This window comes from Vibrio sp. SCSIO 43140, assembly GCF_023716585.1.
Classification (GTDB): Bacteria; Pseudomonadota; Gammaproteobacteria; order Enterobacterales; family Vibrionaceae; genus Vibrio; species Vibrio maritimus_B.
On the sequence record NZ_CP071850.1, the window covers coordinates 2,068,367 to 2,084,407 of the forward strand.

The 16,041-nt window shown below is 43.6% G+C and carries 30 protein-coding genes and 1 pseudogene; 10 read left to right on the forward strand and 21 right to left on the reverse strand.

Annotation, left to right across the window (positions count from 1 at the left end; genetic code table 11):
* Window positions 1-238 precede the first annotated feature (238 nt).
* On the forward strand, window positions 239-703 hold the full coding sequence (locus J4N45_RS09605; protein WP_252011179.1) for a hypothetical protein: 465 nt from the start codon (window positions 239-241) through the stop codon (window positions 701-703).
* A gap of 453 nt (window positions 704-1,156) precedes the next feature.
* On the opposite strand, the gene J4N45_RS09610 is transcribed toward J4N45_RS09605, so the two are convergent.
* The 11 genes from J4N45_RS09610 to J4N45_RS09660 form a co-directional block, all read right to left on the reverse strand.
* A complete protein-coding gene (locus tag J4N45_RS09610; RefSeq protein ID WP_252011181.1) occupies window positions 1,157-1,702 on the reverse strand; it encodes a hypothetical protein in 546 nt (181 codons plus the stop codon).
* Between the two features lie 13 nt (window positions 1,703-1,715).
* Entirely contained in the window at window positions 1,716-2,216 is a 501-nt protein-coding gene (locus J4N45_RS09615; RefSeq protein WP_252011182.1) for a hypothetical protein, read from the reverse strand.
* A gap of 386 nt (window positions 2,217-2,602) precedes the next feature.
* A complete protein-coding gene (locus J4N45_RS09620) occupies window positions 2,603-2,890 on the reverse strand; it encodes a hypothetical protein (protein ID WP_252011184.1) in 288 nt (95 codons plus the stop codon).
* 206 nt (window positions 2,891-3,096) lie between these two features.
* The gene (locus J4N45_RS09625) at window positions 3,097-3,369 is read right to left on the reverse strand and encodes a hypothetical protein (RefSeq protein WP_252011185.1); all 273 of its coding nucleotides are present in this window, start codon (window positions 3,367-3,369) and stop codon (window positions 3,097-3,099) included.
* 574 nt (window positions 3,370-3,943) lie between these two features.
* Window positions 3,944-4,117, reverse strand: a complete 174-nt coding sequence (locus J4N45_RS09630; RefSeq protein ID WP_252011186.1) for a hypothetical protein — start codon at window positions 4,115-4,117, stop codon at window positions 3,944-3,946.
* Window positions 4,118-4,119: 2 nt separating this feature from the next.
* Window positions 4,120-4,935, reverse strand: coding sequence for a hypothetical protein (locus J4N45_RS09635; protein ID WP_252011187.1), 816 nt, complete (start codon window positions 4,933-4,935; stop codon window positions 4,120-4,122).
* 10 nt (window positions 4,936-4,945) lie between these two features.
* Window positions 4,946-5,446 carry a hypothetical protein gene (locus J4N45_RS09640; protein ID WP_252011188.1) on the reverse strand — a complete coding sequence of 167 codons (501 nt, stop codon included), beginning with the start codon at window positions 5,444-5,446 and terminating at the stop codon, window positions 4,946-4,948.
* Window positions 5,436-6,272, reverse strand: a complete 837-nt coding sequence (locus J4N45_RS09645) for a hypothetical protein (protein ID WP_252011189.1) — start codon at window positions 6,270-6,272, stop codon at window positions 5,436-5,438. The genes J4N45_RS09640 and J4N45_RS09645 overlap by 11 nt, the downstream gene beginning before the upstream one ends.
* A 233-nt stretch (window positions 6,273-6,505) precedes the next feature.
* Window positions 6,506-7,279: an acetate kinase gene (locus tag J4N45_RS09650; protein WP_252011190.1), complete on the reverse strand. Its 774-nt coding sequence runs from the start codon at window positions 7,277-7,279 to the stop codon at window positions 6,506-6,508.
* A 9-nt stretch (window positions 7,280-7,288) separates the two neighbouring features.
* The gene (locus J4N45_RS09655; protein WP_252011191.1) at window positions 7,289-7,858 is read right to left on the reverse strand and encodes a porin family protein; all 570 of its coding nucleotides are present in this window, start codon (window positions 7,856-7,858) and stop codon (window positions 7,289-7,291) included.
* Between the two features lie 156 nt (window positions 7,859-8,014).
* Window positions 8,015-8,335, reverse strand: coding sequence for a hypothetical protein (locus J4N45_RS09660; protein WP_252011192.1), 321 nt, complete (start codon window positions 8,333-8,335; stop codon window positions 8,015-8,017).
* Window positions 8,336-8,419: 84 nt separating this feature from the next.
* Between J4N45_RS09660 and J4N45_RS09665 the strand changes: the two are divergent.
* Window positions 8,420-9,101 (forward strand): annotated as a pseudogene (locus J4N45_RS09665) (IS6 family transposase).
* Here J4N45_RS09665 and J4N45_RS09670 read toward each other — a convergent pair.
* The 10 genes from J4N45_RS09670 to J4N45_RS09710 form a co-directional block, all read right to left on the reverse strand.
* Entirely contained in the window at window positions 9,083-9,328 is a 246-nt protein-coding gene (locus tag J4N45_RS09670; RefSeq protein WP_252011193.1) for a hypothetical protein, read from the reverse strand. The pseudogene J4N45_RS09665 and the gene J4N45_RS09670 overlap by 19 nt on opposite strands.
* Entirely contained in the window at window positions 9,315-9,506 is a 192-nt protein-coding gene (locus J4N45_RS09675) for a hypothetical protein (RefSeq protein ID WP_252011194.1), read from the reverse strand. Before J4N45_RS09675 ends, J4N45_RS09670 begins: the two co-directional genes overlap by 14 nt.
* A complete protein-coding gene (locus tag J4N45_RS09680; RefSeq protein ID WP_252011195.1) occupies window positions 9,506-9,880 on the reverse strand; it encodes a hypothetical protein in 375 nt (124 codons plus the stop codon). Before J4N45_RS09680 ends, J4N45_RS09675 begins: the two co-directional genes overlap by 1 nt.
* Window positions 9,881-9,885: 5 nt before the next feature.
* Window positions 9,886-10,419, reverse strand: a complete 534-nt coding sequence (locus J4N45_RS09685; protein WP_252011196.1) for a hypothetical protein — start codon at window positions 10,417-10,419, stop codon at window positions 9,886-9,888.
* A gap of 3 nt (window positions 10,420-10,422) precedes the next feature.
* Window positions 10,423-11,190, reverse strand: a complete 768-nt coding sequence (locus J4N45_RS09690; RefSeq protein WP_252011197.1) for a GIY-YIG nuclease family protein — start codon at window positions 11,188-11,190, stop codon at window positions 10,423-10,425.
* 146 nt (window positions 11,191-11,336) lie between these two features.
* Window positions 11,337-11,900: a hypothetical protein gene (locus J4N45_RS09695; protein ID WP_252011198.1), complete on the reverse strand. Its 564-nt coding sequence runs from the start codon at window positions 11,898-11,900 to the stop codon at window positions 11,337-11,339.
* A complete protein-coding gene (locus J4N45_RS09700) occupies window positions 11,897-12,322 on the reverse strand; it encodes a hypothetical protein (protein WP_252011199.1) in 426 nt (141 codons plus the stop codon). The genes J4N45_RS09695 and J4N45_RS09700 overlap by 4 nt, the downstream gene beginning before the upstream one ends.
* A 54-nt stretch (window positions 12,323-12,376) precedes the next feature.
* On the reverse strand, window positions 12,377-12,592 hold the full coding sequence (locus tag J4N45_RS09705; protein WP_252011200.1) for a GIY-YIG nuclease family protein: 216 nt from the start codon (window positions 12,590-12,592) through the stop codon (window positions 12,377-12,379).
* Entirely contained in the window at window positions 12,582-12,710 is a 129-nt protein-coding gene (locus J4N45_RS27190; RefSeq protein WP_286036860.1) for a hypothetical protein, read from the reverse strand. Before J4N45_RS27190 ends, J4N45_RS09705 begins: the two co-directional genes overlap by 11 nt.
* The gene (locus J4N45_RS09710) at window positions 12,703-13,119 is read right to left on the reverse strand and encodes a hypothetical protein (protein WP_252011201.1); all 417 of its coding nucleotides are present in this window, start codon (window positions 13,117-13,119) and stop codon (window positions 12,703-12,705) included. The genes J4N45_RS27190 and J4N45_RS09710 overlap by 8 nt, the downstream gene beginning before the upstream one ends.
* A 444-nt stretch (window positions 13,120-13,563) precedes the next feature.
* Here J4N45_RS09710 and J4N45_RS09715 point away from each other — a divergent pair, with 444 nt between their 5' ends.
* The 8 genes from J4N45_RS09715 to J4N45_RS09745 all read left to right on the forward strand — a co-directional run bounded on the left by J4N45_RS09715 (window position 13,564) and on the right by J4N45_RS09745 (window position 15,886).
* A complete protein-coding gene (locus J4N45_RS09715) occupies window positions 13,564-13,788 on the forward strand; it encodes a hypothetical protein (protein ID WP_252011202.1) in 225 nt (74 codons plus the stop codon).
* Entirely contained in the window at window positions 13,785-14,129 is a 345-nt protein-coding gene (locus tag J4N45_RS09720) for a hypothetical protein (RefSeq protein ID WP_252011203.1), read from the forward strand. Before J4N45_RS09715 ends, J4N45_RS09720 begins: the two co-directional genes overlap by 4 nt.
* Before the next feature lie 254 nt (window positions 14,130-14,383).
* Entirely contained in the window at window positions 14,384-14,578 is a 195-nt protein-coding gene (locus J4N45_RS09725) for a hypothetical protein (RefSeq protein WP_252011204.1), read from the forward strand.
* Between the two features lie 275 nt (window positions 14,579-14,853).
* Complete coding sequence (locus tag J4N45_RS09730) at window positions 14,854-14,997, forward strand: hypothetical protein (protein ID WP_252011205.1); 144 nt, start codon at window positions 14,854-14,856, stop codon at window positions 14,995-14,997.
* 65 nt (window positions 14,998-15,062) lie between these two features.
* Window positions 15,063-15,260: an antirestriction protein ArdA gene (locus J4N45_RS09735; protein WP_286036904.1), complete on the forward strand. Its 198-nt coding sequence runs from the start codon at window positions 15,063-15,065 to the stop codon at window positions 15,258-15,260.
* Between the two features lie 7 nt (window positions 15,261-15,267).
* Entirely contained in the window at window positions 15,268-15,399 is a 132-nt protein-coding gene (locus J4N45_RS27195; RefSeq protein WP_286036861.1) for a hypothetical protein, read from the forward strand.
* Complete coding sequence (locus tag J4N45_RS09740; RefSeq protein ID WP_252011207.1) at window positions 15,396-15,737, forward strand: hypothetical protein; 342 nt, start codon at window positions 15,396-15,398, stop codon at window positions 15,735-15,737. The genes J4N45_RS27195 and J4N45_RS09740 overlap by 4 nt, the downstream gene beginning before the upstream one ends.
* Window positions 15,734-15,886 (forward strand): hypothetical protein, encoded by a 153-nt coding sequence (locus J4N45_RS09745; RefSeq protein ID WP_252011208.1) that lies wholly within the window; start codon window positions 15,734-15,736, stop codon window positions 15,884-15,886. The genes J4N45_RS09740 and J4N45_RS09745 overlap by 4 nt, the downstream gene beginning before the upstream one ends.
* The last annotated feature ends 155 nt before the right edge of the window (window positions 15,887-16,041 follow it).

The window sequence follows — 16,041 nt, forward strand, 5'->3', positions numbered from 1 at the left end:
CAATCTGCAAATCAAGTGCGAGCGAGATACTAAGAGGCGTAGAACCTACTGATTATGAGTACAGTTGGCTTGAGATGGTTTTGCGAATCAGCTTACGAGAATTAAATCACGCACAGCTGCTATGCTATACATTTTGCCGATATCCTTGATATGTTTGTCTTATTGTTTGGCGGCAAGATGAGAGTGGGAAAGGCGGCTTGTTACTGTACATAAAGCGTTAGTTTTCAAGGAGAATACAATGAAAAAAGATGATCTAATAGATTTCTTTTTTAATGATTCATCAAGAGAAATCCTCTTTAATCTTGTTGATAAAAAACAACAGAAAGGGTTGGCAACCGGCTCTGATGATGTGTTTGAGCCAACGATTTCAGCAGTATTCATCTTATTTGATGAACTTATGAAGAAAAATACACCTGATTTATATGAGTCTGAATGGTTGTTAATAGCGGAAGCGTTTGTTTCCAAAAGTACACCATATAGGCTTACTAGTTCATTGGCTTATATGAGACGAGAATTAGTAATTTCGTTAGAGGACTTAGGTGATGGAGAGTTGTTTCAAATAAATAGTTTTGAGTTATCTAAAAAAATAGCAGGTTTTAGTGATATCGAAATCAGTGCGGTTTACTATCAAGTGCATCAGTATTTGGTTGCAAAGAAACACAATCGAGCTTATGAACTGCCAACTATTACATACAAAAGCTAACAAGCATTTAAGAGTAATTATCAACGCTTGGCATTTTTCATTCCATCGTTGGGTATAGTGTTTACTGTGGTCCGGATAATTTTAGTGGTTCTTGATACAAAAATTAATTCATTATTTACTAATTTAGCAAAATCTGTAATATGCATTTACCCCTATCGGCGTCTCAAACCATACCAAATTCACCGTCATCCCCTTGAAAAAGGGGATCTCATTCAGCGCGTTGAAAAGTTAAACTACGTGACTTAATCGAATATTTTTATATACCTACACGTGGTATGAGATCCTCATTTTCGCGAGGATGACGGCTATATGGGGCATGTGAGAGATAAAGGAATGTAGTGCGTTTCTGTCCATCTTCTAGTTGCTTGAGTGGCTAGCTCATGGTCAAACTGTAACTTGCCTTTGCAAGAGAGCCATGAAAGCTAAAGCTAGTTCTATACGTTTCACAATTATCTATTCGCCAAAACCTAAAATAACCTCGTCAGAATCCGGATCTCTTGAACCTGCTGATATTGGTGTACCATTCTTTAACGTAAACCATACATTTACTGGTGCTTTTGTATCTTTGATTACCATATTAATCAATGTTACACGACAAGCACCACCTGAAGGTGTAATGAATCCACTACGTTCTCCACTAAGGGAGTCAACAAGCTGATCTTTGCAAGTTACCTCTGGATCGAAAAAGTGTTCAAACGAAGGGGTATTCTCAAACTCTTGTATATTGTCATTGAATGGATAAGTACGCAGTCGATATTCACCAGTGAAATATAAATCTATATCCACTCTAATCTGACTAGATTGATCAACACCATAGTAATCGTGAGTTTTAGGAAGTATTACGCTCTCTGCATGGGTAAATACGGGGGTGTTATTAATAAGGTACTCTTGAGTTGACATATCGACCTTTACTGAAGATGGTGCATCAGTGCCACCATCTCCACCACAACCCGATAGAATAGATGCGGCTAACACTGAAAATGCAATTAACTTTTTCACAACTTAACCTCTATTAACTTGAAGCGTATTGAGTGATACACGTATTGAGCTTATTCTTCATATCATTAACAGCACTATACATATTATCTACGTACTCTTGATTGTGTAGCATATGAGGATCTTGCCAACCACCTGTTACATATTGAGATGGAGTTTGAAACCACTGGATGCCTTGAGATTTGATCTCACCTTTCTTCCCATTGATGCGGATTGTTGCTTTAAACTCGTTTGATTGAGGATTACCCAGAAGCATATAGGCAGCACGATCATGGTAAACAAAAGCTAGCTGACTATTCTTCTCACTCTGATAAGTGAATAGTTGACCTGATGATGGTGGATTAACATTATCCAAAACGCATTGAACAGCAGCTTCATAGATCGCTTCGGGAGCGGTATTAGTTTGAATCATAACTGTAGTATCAGTAGGAATTGTTGCTAGTGGACGTTGAGCACAACCTGTTAGTGAACCTGCAACAATCATTACGGTCACAGCAGATAGTTTTAGGGTGTTCATAGTTTGATACCTTGTTAAATGTGATGAAGCGCACATTACATTAGAGCGCTTACTCTAATGTAGGTGCAAACTTAGTTTGATTTGTTGAATTTATGAACTGACAGGAGAATCAGAAAGTTAGATAGAGAGCAGGAAATGGAACATTTCCAATATTTCAGATTTGCTTACGGACAACACACTTACAGCTACCCTTTTTAGATATTTTAAGCTTTTAACAAGTTCAACCTAGTAGCAGCACGAAGTGATGCGCACCCGCAAATTTGGACGCTTCACTAAGCGACTTTCCCCATTCTTAAAGTTATCAGCATCTTTCTAATTTAAGTAATTGTTCTAAAAGGTTTTTCCAGATGCGAGTTACGTCATTTAGGCAGAGAACTACTTTGATTTCAGGATGAACGACTCCCTATTGCATCAACAGTTCTGAGGCGACCAATTATGTCATCAACCTCATCATGCAAAGCTCTGACAAATTTACTGCTCATTTGAGTCTTCTTCGCAGCATCGCGTTCTTTCTTTGCCCTCTGGCTACTCCAATCCACTACATATTGTGCACAGGTGGCGTGTGACCATCCAACTCTTTCTGAGACCTTTCTGGAGGTGATCTTATCTGATTTGACTACCTCACATGCAGCGAAAATCGCCATTTGATTGTCGTTCTGAACTTTAACATCCATATCTCATCGCTCACTTTACACTTTTACAATTCAGTATGACGTAAAGCGTAAAGTTTAAGGTGATGTTGTGATTTGACGCGGAAAGGACGTTAAAAAGGTGCTTACGTAACAAACAAGCATGTCCGCAAATAAGGTGAAAACCATGCCACTATGGTTATTGCATATTAGCGGCATGGTTAAGGAGCAAAGCAGCCCAAGCTTGTGCATTAACTTGGTAATGCGCGGCCAAACTTCATAACATATTGCACCGACTCTATTAGTACAAATTCGTTAAAGTTGATCGATAAGTTTGTGTCGGTCAGTGCAATGATTAGAAGTATGTCACCCTCGAACATGTCGTTCATTAAATGCCTATCGATTTCTACTGAACTGTTTCGCATCACGGCTAGGCTCATCATATCAAGAAGTTCGATTAAGCATTTGTCACAGTCTAGTCTTGCTCGATGTATTTGGGCTAGAAGAAAGGTCTTTGTGTTCATACAACTAGAGTAGCGACTTTCGTATATCGACAAGTATGGGATTTGATTGATGAACTGTGACCTCCAATAAATTTCGGGCTAGCAAAAGCAGATCACTGAGCTACATGTGAAGTATGAATGTTTGGGACATAACTGCTTGAGATAAGAGTTTCATTCTTTATCTAATTTCTGTAACTGAATCAGTAATCGCACCTAACGTTTAATTGAGTATTCATTCATGAGAAGGGTTAGGTGAAGACATCAGATTGAACGGATAACACAACTAAGTGCTCGACTAAGTTGGAAGGTTAATGACTTACCGTTCCGCTAGTATCTGAAGCGATGCGCTTCACTAACCTCGAACAACACTCACAAGATTTAAAGCTTCTAATTGACAATATTTATTACTCACAATCGATATTGGGAAAATAATGAGATACCCAAAGCTTGCTGAGGATTCATCAGAAAGCAGAAGCTAACCAGCGTTCACCAACTGGACTTGGCAATTAATCGATATAGGAAAAGCATGCAGAAAGGTCACGACTGCGTGGATATCAAGTAAAACAATGGCTGCACATTGGCAGCCATCTTTGCATCAGTGGTTCTTGAACATCTTCCAAGTAATGCCAAGCGACATAGAAACCCAAATCCACAGCACAAGCAATTGGCCTGATTCGCTTTTCCAAATCGTTGCACAATAACCAGCAAAGAACGCCACGCCGATCATTGATGCTACCCACTTAAGGATGAAAACTAGAACTCTACGCATGCTTACTCCACTGGCATTGGAATTGGTGGAACCTCAACACTGTCAAAGTACATATCAACTATCGCCTTCGCGTAATCTGGATCAATCTTAAACTTCTTGGCAAAGTATACTTGGGGCTGGGATGCATCAAACGTTCGATGGAAATAGCCAGCCCAACATTCAGAACCAACGTTTGCGCAGTCGCCAATAAGACCTTCAAGTTGGGATCTGGTCGAGAACTCCATAGCATTCTCATCCAGCTGGAACCGAGCGTATTTTAAAGTAGCAAATACAAAATCATCGCCATAATCCGCTGTGTAGCTGTGGGTGTCTTCAATTCGATAGTGTTCTTCTTGGGTGTCGCTATTCCACTCAAACACCTTTTGAACGCCAACAACTCGTATCACCTTAACGGCTATATCGCTATCAACAACCAAGTGCTGATGCGGAGCCATCAATGCCATTTCTAGATTCGCCTGAGCAGCGCTGACATCCGTTTGTCTTTCAAAAGCAAAGTAATCGCTGTCAGAATTCTTTGAGATGTAAATCGCCGTATCTACGTCAAAGTCACTGCAGTACGATTCATCGTACTCGACTGTTAGGTTAACTTTCCCATCGTACTCTGAGTCCCAGTTATAAGGAAGAGCAGGATTTTCTCGCTTGGAGATTGCACCTACAAGGTGATAGCTCATGCCGTCTGGTTGAACGTAAGCAGTATATTTACCCACACACGCGCCAAGTGTGTCGGTTGGTGAATCTGGTGTTGCTTCTATTTCTTCGTCGCTGCTATTGCAACCCGCCAAAGCAGCTACTGCGATTGCCACTGTTAATTTTTTCATTCTGATTTTTCTATTTATTCCAAGCTGCAGAGAACCCCATAGCATTGAAGTCCACAGAACCGTTGGTTGTGTCAATTGGGAATAGAACAAGAACGTTCTTACCCTTTGTGAATGCATTAACTACGAGTTCTAGATCTTCTTCGTTCTTGGGTGTTGCTGTCATGTACACCAAATCACGGCGTCCAGACTTAGTTTTATCTCTGCAAACTGCAGCCATCTGGATTCGAATGCCGTTAATCGTAAATAACTCATCGTATGGTTCATCAACAACAAACTCTCGATCAGAGCAAATGTCAAAGATGCTCGACATATGCGTAAACTGAATTGTCCTGCCTCCGTTTGGTAAGTGCTTGATTTGAGCCATGTAGTGCTCAATTGTGCCTGAATCTGCATTGATTCGAGTCGCTGTTCCGTTAGGTAGTCTGGTGTCCCAGTCAAGATACAGAAGGCTGGCAGAGGCTACGAAAGGAAGCGAAACCAGCCCAGCCAGCACGGTCAGTCTATTCAACATTGCTGATTCGCTCCATTATCACGGAGTCATGATCATACATTCGAACATTGTTAAGCTTGGCTCTGTACGTGATTGTTGACCTACCATCAATCACGGCAATCTCGAACCTGTTACCCCCAATGTGAGTAACCTCATGCTCGCGCCATCGTGCTTCTTGATTTGCATCTGAGCAGCTTCTTGAAAATTCACTAGGTCTAGTGATAAAGATTTGCTTGATAAAAGCGTCGCCCGACATTGTTCCAGCTAATGGTTCGTAGCAGAACTTGCTTATCGGCTTGCCATCAACCAGTATCTCATTGTCCGAATAGCTAACGTCAAAGAATCTAGTGTTGTTGCAGAACGCTCTAGCTCGCTCTATTGCTTTGTCCGAGCTTGTCATATCTATAGCAACTCGCGTTATTCCACGGTCGATTGAACCATTTTCGCTACGCTCGTATCCTTTGAACTCTAGTCGAGCCAACATCGAATCACGCATGGATTTGATGAAGCTTAGGTTACTTACCTCTGACCAATTCCATGAATCAGTTCCTTGATTTGGCATGTAGAAGCTTCCAGAGCCAACATCGGTATTAAAATTCACGCCATAAGATAAGTCTCTGTTTGGAACCTTTACCTTGAACGCTTCTCGCGCAAAACCATCGTTCCTTACTGAACACTCCCACGACAAAGCTTGGTTGTGGTTATTATCGAAACCTATCACCGTTGCCGCTCTGTGGTCATCGGTCACTTGGTTAAGTAGCGCTGTCCAATTATTAAAGTCTTCCCTTACGGTGTCTGATACTGCTGGGCACGATGCCAACGCTATAAGAGGTGCTATTTTTTTCATGCTTATGCCACTGCTGTTTTATTTCTGGTCAAACCTAACTTACTGGTGGTGTTGTGATTCTTTGCCATGATCCTGCAAGCGGCAATACCGTTAGTAATACCGATTGGTCTGCAGAGATCGGAATGCTTTAGGATTGAGTCACTACTATAAATATGATCATTTGTTTTCTGGTGAGCGATAAAACCATGGCTGCACATTGACAGCCATCTATGTATTACATTGTGGTGCTTTGTCTACAGACCAGTCGCATTGATGTTAATTGTGCGCTCATTGCTACCGCGAACTGCTTCGTTTCTAGCATCGATTGTGTCACCAACTTTGTCTGCAATGGTTTCTTGAGTTGAAGTATTTGCTTCGATTCTGCGGCGAGCATGTTCACGCGCGAACTGGCGATCTTCTTCTTTTTCAGCTGCGATTCGAGCTGCTTCAGCATCGGCCTTGGCCTGCTTCTCGGCATCACCTGCATAGTTAGTCTTCTGTGCGCGCTGGAACTGAACGCCAGCTGTCGTGTCTAGACTGATGTTGAGTTTGCCAGAACGGAACTGGCGCACGAACACTGGAGAGCCAACCATGATCGGGTTGTCATCGATTTGGAATGCTTCGATCATACCGCCGTTTTGGTACTCAACGGTGTAGCGAATAGCGTCAATTTTCTTGCTGTCTGACATTGACTGTGCAGCCATTCCAACTAGACCAACCAGAGCTACAGCACCACCAATTGCCGCAGCGTTACGATTACCACTAAGACCACCATAAGCGGCTGTAGCAGCGCCAGCACCCATAACACCACCCGCTAGGCTCTTTTGTTGGTCTTCAAGTTGCTTGTTCGTAACCTGAACATGGTCAGCCATCAGAAGAACGCCGCGCTTCATAGAAACAACACGGTCGCTAACATCAACAACAGAGCTATCTAAGCTATTGCGTGATGATTGGGTAGTTTGACAGCCAGTCATTGAAACAGTCGCCAGAATGACAACTGCAAGTGAGGTCTTTTTAAACTTAGTCATTACTTCCCCCTAGAACTTAAGGCCAACTAGTAGTTGGTGAGTGTATAAATCAACATCTGAGAACTCTTGCGCCTTTGCTTCGTAGCCAAACGTCATGATCTCATTGAACGTCATGCGAACGCCAAATGCACCAGTTGCGCTTGTCTCGCTGTTCTTTGCTGTATATTCACTTCTGTAGCAGTTCCAGTTGACGCAGTAGACATCAGTAAACGTACCTTCAGCTTTGGTGTTCGCAAGTCCAAAGCCAATATATGGCTTGATTGCAAACCCGGCGTTCTGGAAGTCATAACCAACTTCAACCTGCGCACCAAAACGACTAACCTCAATCTCTGAAGTAGACGAACCATAGTTCTCACTCCAAGGGCCAACTTTCTCATAGCTCAACGATACGCCGACGATCTTGTTAAAATCGTACCCACCACGAAGAACAAAACCAGATTCACTATCCGATTCATAACCAAATTCGTCATACCAGTTTGAGCTGAAACCAATCTCTGCTCGAAAACCTTTACCATCCTGCGCCAAAGTTGGTGCTGAAATACCTGCAGCTAATATTGCTGCCACTGCTAATTTCTTCATTCTAATACCACTGCTTTTTCTTGTTTATAAGACGTATGTCACTGTTATTGTTGTGATTCTTGGTTCACTTTTCTGTGCGGGATATTAGCGTTGGCAATACGGTTTAGTCTGTAAGGAAGGGGAAGTTTTGGGGCTGGATCACGGCGTTAAGATGTTTCAAAACGTAACACCGTATAAATCAATTGGATATAGATTATTGCTTAAGTTGCTCATCAACAAAGTTATGAGCTTCACGTAGTTGGTGCGGTTCATACACATAGCACGAACGCGAGCAAGGAACGCTTTGCGCCATTCTTCTGACATCTCTTGCTTCTTGATGTTGTGCTCATCTGAAAGAAAGTGCTCGAATGATTGGATGTAGATATATGGATCGACGCGTGCTGGAATCTCTTTCTCTTTGAAGCTGTAGGCCAAGTACTGCTTTGCTCGTCTAGTTCTGCGAGATTTGTTTGCGCGTTCTGTTCCTGTCATTGCCATTTGGGTAGCCTCTTGGGGTTTTGTCGCAAAGTTTAATTTTATAGGTTAGGATTTGGCCAATTTCGACTCAATACCTGAATTATAATGTTTAAAGGCTGCCACTTTCCCTCTGAAGTTATTCTCGAAACCGTTCGCTATTACCTCGCTTACAAACTCAGTTATCGCGAGATTGAAGAAATCCAGAGGGAACGTGGTGTGTGTGGAACATGCAACTATTAATCGTTGGGTTATCAAATTTACACCTGTTTTAGAACATAAAGCGAGATCAAAGAAAAAGCCTGTCTCTACTTCGTGGCGCATGGATGAGACCTACATCAAAGTGAAAGGAGAAGGGCTTTACTACTATCGAGCGGTCGATAAGTTTGGAAACGTCATTGATTATTATCTTCGCTCCAATCGCGATGAAGCTGCTGCCAAGGCCTTTCTGAATAAGGCGATAGCTCAACATAGCCTCCCCGAGAAAGTGGTCATTGATGGGAGTAAAAGCAACTACGCGGCTATCGATGCAATGAATATTCAACTCTGGTTAACGGGTTTCTTTATGTTGTCACTGATTGAGATATTGGATATCAAATATCTCAATCATATCGTGGAGCAAAGTCACCGTTGGGTAAAACAGAAGACGTGCCAAGCCCTTGGGTGGAAGTCATTAAGGGGAGCAACAGCGAGCCTTCACGGCCGAGAGTTGTGGACGATGTTGAAGCGTGGTCAGATAGAGATAGTTGGAGAAACCGCCTACGAACAATTTTATGCACTTGCAGGATGATTGCGTCTAGAGAGTGGCTCTGCCACGTCTTTATCAGAATTTGCGACAGAACCGTAAATCTTCTTCATGATGATCACTGGGTTGTGATTTTCTGCCTTCTCCAGAACCTTCTGTAGTTTGAGAAACTTGTACAGAGTAGCTTTATTCACCTTGTGATTGCTGAAGCGCTCAATGTTCTTATCAATTTGCTCTTGAGTTGGTGCTAAGTCACCTTTAGTTTTGCGCATTTTTCACCTTCATTAATCGGTTGGCTATTCGAATGTGCTGAGCTGAGAGCTTGCGAACCGTGCCAGATTCCAGCTTGCAGTGCAGGCACTTGGGGCGGCTTCCACGCCACTCCCAAAACTCAAACTCAGACTTATGACGCAGCTTGGCGCACTTGGTGCATTCTCTATATTCGATCATTAGGCTGCCATCTCCTTAAGCTCTTCACCCACAGGCCAAGCGTCAGCTACGAACGCATCAATGATGCTGGATGCTAAGCTAGAATCTGCCTCAAGTTCTATTTGCGCCATCATTGCTTCAAGCAGCACACCAAAGAGATTCGCCAAGTACTCATCTTCAGTTATGACGAACATGATCATGGTTCCCTTGGCTGCGATAGCTACCGAGCGAAGGCTGTTATTCATCGGGAAAGGCAAATCAACCATATCGTCGATAGCGCTACTTGCTCTTGCGGCTTCCATGATCTGCTTACGTTCTGAAGCGTCTATCCCAAGTTGAAGAAGGGCATTTGTAGCGCCGTTGATTAGGCGAAACTTTCTGAAGAATCTGAACATACCAATCACCAGTTAAACCCAACAGAACCAAACACAGCGCCAAGTGCTGAGTCATACTTAGTACCAACACTTAAATACTTGTACATGTATGTGGTGCCAATATATACGCCATACTCGCTCGTTCTTTCTGGCTCCTTCCAGTAATCACCTTCATGCCCCCAGATGCCAGTGGGCGTGTGCATTCCGCGATAGAGTCTCTTTTGAAATAGAGTTCCGCCAAAGTCCAGAGCAACACGGATGTTCTGGTCTACTTCCCACGTGTAGTTACTACCAACCGAATAGTATGATCCTTGCGTGATGTCGTTCTCTGGCTTTGCGTAGTGCCAGAAGTATGAAGAAGGATACGTGTCCCACACATCAGGCGCAGCTTCCGTGTTATTACCAAGAGCTAAACCGAGTCCAAAGTTATCTGGACGGTAATAGCTGTAGTTCAATCCCCAGAAGTCGCTAGGGGAAAGCTCAACGCCAAAAGAAGCGCGGTTATCGGCTTGAGCCGCGCCAGCTGCCAGTAGTGAAATTAAAATTGCTGCTCGTTTCATTGCTTAGTACTCGGTTAGAAGATCGTTCGACTTGATGACTCCGTTCAGGAAATTGCTGTGCTTACCGTTAATAGCTTCGATAGCAAACCACTCGGTGTACCCACCAAAGCGGATCGTGCATCCAGAGCGATCAAGGTAGTTACCAATAAGGTGCTTCGATTTTAAGATGCGTTCGTGAGCTGCCAGTACTTCTCTGCTGAAGCTTGTCTTGTTGTCACTGACCGTAAAGAACACGCGGTACTTCTTCAGTTCGTTGTGAATGATGTTCTCAATAATCTCGGTATTAACACGGTTGTTCAGTGGCACACTCCATACCATGTTCAACGGGAACGGCGTTGTCTGACAAAGTTGATCAAGGCGAAGGTCAGGACGATTGCTGATTCCAACCTTCGCTAGCCCAAGCTCTTTGTTGATGATCAAATAAATCTGGCGCTTGTTGAATGCTGCGTTCTGGCGGTTCGGTCGCTGCAAAGTTGCTGCGAACGTATCGGTGATTTGACTGTCGCTCATTTCTTGGATGTTCACTTTATTCTCCGACTTTTCTGAGTACTTCTGTTTTTGTGGTGGAGTAGTTATCGGCTTCCGCTTTCTCTTCGGTCGCTTAGCCAGCTGTTCCAGAGTTTTGCTTGGTTTAAAGTTGGCTCGCCTTACTAAATCAACCGTTCTGCAATTGGCGCATACCTTTGCAAGGCTTGGCGGTTCGTTCTCTGCGGCTTCTGGTAAGTGGCTGTATCTGCCACACATCGAGCAACGGATAAGTTCTCTGCTCATGGTTTTCTCTTTGATTAACAAAAAAGGTGTTAGAAAGGGGTGTTAATCGTTGGGTTAGTCCAGACCGCTGCTACAATCTGGACTAGGTTTGTAGAACGAGAGTGCTAATCAGAGTTAGTTAGATAAACATTGAATTTCCTTATTAGTTATGCGCCAGCATCGCAAGTTGCCATTACTGTAAGATCAACACCGTGGTCGCCTGCATGCGTTGGCTGTGTCAGCGTGGTAAACAGAGCCATTTGGTAAACTTTATCTGGGTTTGTTATGTTGATATCGGCCGGGCTGATGATGAAACAATAGCACCATGCACCGTCACCTCCGACTTTGCCAAAGTAAGCTTTTGTGTTGTTATCATCGGTAACTTGGTCTGAAAGACCGCCATTCGTGGTCATGCTGCTGCTCTGAATTGTTGGGTGGTTAGTTGCGCTTGACGAGATTTTGAACTTAACATAGTTGTCTTTTGTGGCGTTACGCTGCAGTGCTAGTACGCTACTGTCATTAATAGCGTTGGTGAAGAACACTGCACCTAAAACCTTTTCATCAATATCGATTGTGAATAAGCCGTCAAACTGGCGACCGTTGTGTATCTTGATTCGACCGCTAGCCACTTCATTGAACGTGGTTACCTGCGGGTTCGGAGGTGACTGCGTATGCGCCAAAGCTGAACCACTTAGATTAATTGCACTAATTGATAGGAAAAATTTTTTCATCGGTGTAACTTGCATTGTGATGAGCCAAAGACAGGTCTATCCACTCCTTCGATATAAGCAGTAACAACAGACTCAACTTGATGAACGTTCGTGAACTGGCGCGCGAACTCGCGTGTCAGGTTCTCGCACTGACTAGCTGCTGTGTCATCTGCCCACTCTTGCCAGCCATTGATAGCCTTCTTGTTCTTACCAATGAGAAAGTAAGCTTGCTCTTGGTACTTCCAGCCATCAAATTCAGTATCAAAGCGGATCATGGTGATAGCTGCTACCTCATTACCCAACTCGCGGTCACGAACGTTCTGAGCGTGTCGAGCTGCGATAGTTGATGTCATCTCCTGCGGTTGATACTGGTCATTAGCTGGCAAGGTTGAGCACCCAACCAGCGCGCTAGTAGCTAGCGCAAGTGCAATTACTTTTTTCATTCGGGTGTTACTCCTAATAAGTGCTCTTCATAAACATTCAAGGCAAAGTTAGCATCACAGTGGAAACCACTCACCACAGGTGCGCATTCCGCCCAGTAGATAGTGCATATCTTGTTCCACCTGACGCGCAGTAGAACCAACATGGGGAAAGCGAAACACTTTCCCTGAAGCATTGGTTAACTGTCTGACGCGCTTTTCTGGATGCACCGAAACACCAATCTTTACCATCCCAAATTCGTTCGCCATTAGATAAACAACTTCACCACGCATAACGGTTTCTTAGTTCTAGCCAACGGGCAGCAACAAACCCAATTGCTACTCCAGTAAATAAACGTCCAAGCAGCAAATAAATGATGCTGCGACCAATTGACCAAAGCAGATCAATCATCTTCCTTCACCTTGTCGAAGCGCTCTTTGGTCCAGTAAAGTTCTGGGACGTCATCTTTAGAATTGAATCCCAATGCACGAACAGCTTTTGGTAATGCGCCTTGGTTCTTTACTTCGTGACCATCAACAACGGCGAACACATAAGAAGCTGAACGTTTGGCGTAAGTGCGCTTGCGTGGCTTGGTCATGAAACTAAACAACTCATCTTCAGTGATGTTGTAGTCACGCATCTGCTCAAGAATTGCATTCATCTTGTCATTGCGCTTTTGCTGCTGGTAGCCGTCAACTGAGTTGGTTATTACGGTTTTCACGCGACCTAGGTGCTCTGGTGTTACTTCGGCACTATCAAACAACTTCATCATGAAGTCAGCGTTCTGCAATTGAGTTTGTAGTTCGTCATTGTTGTCCATGGTTCTATGCTGTCTTTAGTTCCTTGTAGGTACAGCCAAAAACAATTGTTAGCGCCTTTGGATTTGCACCTTCCTTAAGAAGCTTCTTTGCTGTCACTAACTGACTGTCAATAAGAACATTTCCCCGTCCGTGCCTGGCATTTAACAGGAGCATTTTAAAATCCCGCCCCTCTTCCATAGCGCTCATGAATACCTAATTGAAATCAAAGTGTGCAGAATTATGCACTTCCAAAGTAAGCGCCATTGCTTACAATGAGGACGAACTTAACTGAGTAATTACTCTATTTTACAAGTATTTTTCGTCATTATAAATGACGTAAAAACTATCAAATATGTCACCAATAGTGACATAACCTGTTTATTTGGTTAGTTCCCGGTAGTAAATTTGAGGCTCACCAAGAAAACTCGCAATCACTGCTAAGTCGGGCTATAAAGGTCACTTAAATGAAACTGCACAACAGACTTAAAGAAACAACTGAGAACGCTGACATCTATTTCAATCTTGTAGATAAGGTATTCACCCAAGAACTGATGGAAAGTAAGTGTTTGAAGTTGGAAATCACCGGAAAGGATAAACTGGCGCTAGCTTCCTTTTTGGATTACGCCACGTGGCGGGGGGATTTTGATGCGGTTTCTTCAATTGAGGAACTACTGGAAATAGACATATGAAAAAGACATCTGGCGAGATGGTTTCGCTTGAAGAGTTCGAAGAGCGCATGTCAGAAACAACGGCTAGGCTAATTGATTTAAACACGCGGTTTCGTGTTCATCGTGGTCATATTGCTTATGTTCGGCACGGTTTCAATTTAAACCTGCCTTGCTTCTTGCCTCCTTCGCACGTTGATTTTGAACTACCAGATAAAGAAATGGTGCGCCGGGTTGTTGCTTCGATAACCGATCGCGGTTTTAGCAAGTCAGATATTTGTTACGCGCTTGGCCTACAAACAAAGAACAATAGAACGCTGAATATCTGGATGAACGACAGCAACCCGGAGAAGCAGATCAAATAAAAGCAATTGGGTTCTGCTCACGCAGTTGGCTGGTTTAACACTTACCACGATGCTAACTGATGAAGAGTTGTTGTATCGCGTGAAAATGTGCCAAGAGAAGCACCCAAACAAAGACATTGATTAATCAGTCCAGCTTACGGCGCATCTCCCCATTCACCACCGTGGGCTGATAAAGGAAGGGAACGAGCTAACAGAGTTAAGCTTATGGAAGCCAACTTACCAGAAAACCTAAAGCGCACTTATAGGATCGGACAATGAAGACAGCAACACTAGCCAAGACACTTGGTTGCGCCTCGCTAAATGAGGTTGCAGGTTTTTACCAAGTAACAACCCAGAACCTGCGCGACAAACACGCGAACAACCCAAAAGCTTTTATCGCTATGGTGCTCGGTTACAAGCAGGTTCAAAACCTTGATGTGATCAACACTCTTAATATTCAAGCTGACTAGCTGATTGAGCCCAGGAAAGGCCGCAAGCTAGCGGTCTTTTTTTATTGCTACAAACCAAGTAAATGACAAAATATTTGTCTTTTTACTGAAGAAAAGAAAAACTACAACGAAATCAATCAACTTATAGTTCAGCTCATCCGCTGCACAGGGGGACAACGATAGAGGTTAGGACTGAAGTTATGAACGCTTTTGAAATCGTAACAAAGTTCGCTCAGAAAGAATGAAACATCACAACAACGGAAGAGGCGCTTTGCTGGAGGTTTTACGGAAGCGACATGCACGAGTTCCTAGAAGACTACGTTGACCTGGACGAGGAAGAGATTGATTTTATTCTCGCTCACGATTGGGAATTGGTGGATACCAGCGGCGAAAAAGCAGACTTCTGTTCAACAATCTTCAGCTTTGATTGGTCGAAGTAGGAAGCTGTTTAAAACGCCAACGTTGATTTTGATGTAGTTCAGGCGGCTGTTCTTGCGGAATCAGTATCGAGAGCGCCAGCGATGCTTACCGAGGTCAGTACGAAAACGAAGAAGCTTTCGCAATGCAGTATGTTGAAGACTCTGGTTTGCTTGACGATGTACCAAGCGAAGTGGTGCGTTACTTTGATTATGAGCAATATGCCAGTGACCTGTTCTGCGGCGATTTCACAGAGCATGACGGACACGTGTTTAGCAACTGTTGAGGTACTTATGACAGGTTTAAGAATTGTATTACTGATTGTCGCGCTAGTTTACCTAGAGTGGGGATTGGCTCCCCAAGATAGTCACTGGAAAGCACCATACACAGATGGCATTTGGCAAAAGGTAGAGGTATCACAATGAGCATGAGTAACGAAGCAGCAGATGGCGTACTACAGTCGTTGGTACGCATGACTCACGGCGTCAAGGTGGACGTTCAGCCAGAAAAAAGATATTGGCGCGCTATCCCTGAATGGTCAGAAGGTGGAACCAAATGCCGTGACAGCGTTTGGATTGGTCATCGCCAAGATGGAACGGTTCATCTGTTCTTGAGTGGAAAGTTTATGCGCTTCCAGCAGGAAATTGAAAAGCTCGCCGTACGAGCTGAGCTAGATAGTCAGTCAACATTTCGCAAGCGCCTTTACGTACCGCTTGAAGATTTTACGCAGGTTTTGGGAATTATTAGTCAGGTTACCAAATGAAACAGATTATTTTCGGCCTAGTGGCATTAGTACTAATCGCGTTCAGTGGTTACCAAACAGCACAGCTACACAGAGAAGTTAGCGCTTTGAAAGAATCCACATTGATTCTGGTGCACAAGTTGGACCAACTTCAGGGGGAGCACGGTTAGCTAAAATCAGACACAGACGCGACAATTGAACAACTAATGGATTGGGTAGCCCAAGTGGACACCAAAGCAGAAGACAACTATTGCGACCTTCACGTTTCAGAGTGTGAAGGCTAACAACAAACATCGGCAGTGGAAGCTGGCGCAACAATTTAAAT

What these genes read in the sequence shown, in the direction of transcription:
- J4N45_RS09695 (WP_252011198.1), bottom strand. Translation starts at nt 11,900, where the DNA reads ATGAAAAAATTTTTCCTATCAATTAGTGCAATTAATCTAAGTGGTTCA.
- J4N45_RS09655 (WP_252011191.1), bottom strand. Translation starts at nt 7,858, where the DNA reads ATGAAGAAATTAGCAGTGGCAGCAATATTAGCTGCAGGTATTTCAGCA.
- J4N45_RS09700 (WP_252011199.1), bottom strand. Translation starts at nt 12,322, where the DNA reads ATGAAAAAAGTAATTGCACTTGCGCTAGCTACTAGCGCGCTGGTTGGG.
- J4N45_RS09690 (WP_252011197.1), bottom strand. Translation starts at nt 11,190, where the DNA reads ATGAGCAGAGAACTTATCCGTTGCTCGATGTGTGGCAGATACAGCCAC.
- J4N45_RS09660 (WP_252011192.1), bottom strand. Translation starts at nt 8,335, where the DNA reads ATGGCAATGACAGGAACAGAACGCGCAAACAAATCTCGCAGAACTAGA.
- J4N45_RS09740 (WP_252011207.1), top strand. Translation starts at nt 15,396, where the DNA reads ATGAGCATGAGTAACGAAGCAGCAGATGGCGTACTACAGTCGTTGGTA.
- J4N45_RS09630 (WP_252011186.1), bottom strand. Translation starts at nt 4,117, where the DNA reads ATGCGTAGAGTTCTAGTTTTCATCCTTAAGTGGGTAGCATCAATGATC.
- J4N45_RS09680 (WP_252011195.1), bottom strand. Translation starts at nt 9,880, where the DNA reads ATGTTCAGATTCTTCAGAAAGTTTCGCCTAATCAACGGCGCTACAAAT.
- J4N45_RS09685 (WP_252011196.1), bottom strand. Translation starts at nt 10,419, where the DNA reads ATGAAACGAGCAGCAATTTTAATTTCACTACTGGCAGCTGGCGCGGCT.
- J4N45_RS09675 (WP_252011194.1), bottom strand. Translation starts at nt 9,506, where the DNA reads ATGATCGAATATAGAGAATGCACCAAGTGCGCCAAGCTGCGTCATAAG.
- J4N45_RS09710 (WP_252011201.1), bottom strand. Translation starts at nt 13,119, where the DNA reads ATGGACAACAATGACGAACTACAAACTCAATTGCAGAACGCTGACTTC.
- J4N45_RS09705 (WP_252011200.1), bottom strand. Translation starts at nt 12,592, where the DNA reads ATGCGTGGTGAAGTTGTTTATCTAATGGCGAACGAATTTGGGATGGTA.
- J4N45_RS27195 (WP_286036861.1), top strand. Translation starts at nt 15,268, where the DNA reads ATGACAGGTTTAAGAATTGTATTACTGATTGTCGCGCTAGTTTACCTA.
- J4N45_RS09615 (WP_252011182.1), bottom strand. Translation starts at nt 2,216, where the DNA reads ATGAACACCCTAAAACTATCTGCTGTGACCGTAATGATTGTTGCAGGT.
- J4N45_RS09605 (WP_252011179.1), top strand. Translation starts at nt 239, where the DNA reads ATGAAAAAAGATGATCTAATAGATTTCTTTTTTAATGATTCATCAAGA.
- J4N45_RS27190 (WP_286036860.1), bottom strand. Translation starts at nt 12,710, where the DNA reads ATGATTGATCTGCTTTGGTCAATTGGTCGCAGCATCATTTATTTGCTG.
- J4N45_RS09625 (WP_252011185.1), bottom strand. Translation starts at nt 3,369, where the DNA reads ATGAACACAAAGACCTTTCTTCTAGCCCAAATACATCGAGCAAGACTA.
- J4N45_RS09715 (WP_252011202.1), top strand. Translation starts at nt 13,564, where the DNA reads ATGAAACTGCACAACAGACTTAAAGAAACAACTGAGAACGCTGACATC.
- J4N45_RS09645 (WP_252011189.1), bottom strand. Translation starts at nt 6,272, where the DNA reads ATGAAAAAAATAGCACCTCTTATAGCGTTGGCATCGTGCCCAGCAGTA.
- J4N45_RS09650 (WP_252011190.1), bottom strand. Translation starts at nt 7,279, where the DNA reads ATGACTAAGTTTAAAAAGACCTCACTTGCAGTTGTCATTCTGGCGACT.
- J4N45_RS09730 (WP_252011205.1), top strand. Translation starts at nt 14,854, where the DNA reads ATGCACGAGTTCCTAGAAGACTACGTTGACCTGGACGAGGAAGAGATT.
- J4N45_RS09640 (WP_252011188.1), bottom strand. Translation starts at nt 5,446, where the DNA reads ATGTTGAATAGACTGACCGTGCTGGCTGGGCTGGTTTCGCTTCCTTTC.
- J4N45_RS09635 (WP_252011187.1), bottom strand. Translation starts at nt 4,935, where the DNA reads ATGAAAAAATTAACAGTGGCAATCGCAGTAGCTGCTTTGGCGGGTTGC.
- J4N45_RS09725 (WP_252011204.1), top strand. Translation starts at nt 14,384, where the DNA reads ATGAAGACAGCAACACTAGCCAAGACACTTGGTTGCGCCTCGCTAAAT.
- J4N45_RS09745 (WP_252011208.1), top strand. Translation starts at nt 15,734, where the DNA reads ATGAAACAGATTATTTTCGGCCTAGTGGCATTAGTACTAATCGCGTTC.
- J4N45_RS09670 (WP_252011193.1), bottom strand. Translation starts at nt 9,328, where the DNA reads ATGCGCAAAACTAAAGGTGACTTAGCACCAACTCAAGAGCAAATTGAT.
- J4N45_RS09720 (WP_252011203.1), top strand. Translation starts at nt 13,785, where the DNA reads ATGAAAAAGACATCTGGCGAGATGGTTTCGCTTGAAGAGTTCGAAGAG.
- J4N45_RS09620 (WP_252011184.1), bottom strand. Translation starts at nt 2,890, where the DNA reads ATGGATGTTAAAGTTCAGAACGACAATCAAATGGCGATTTTCGCTGCA.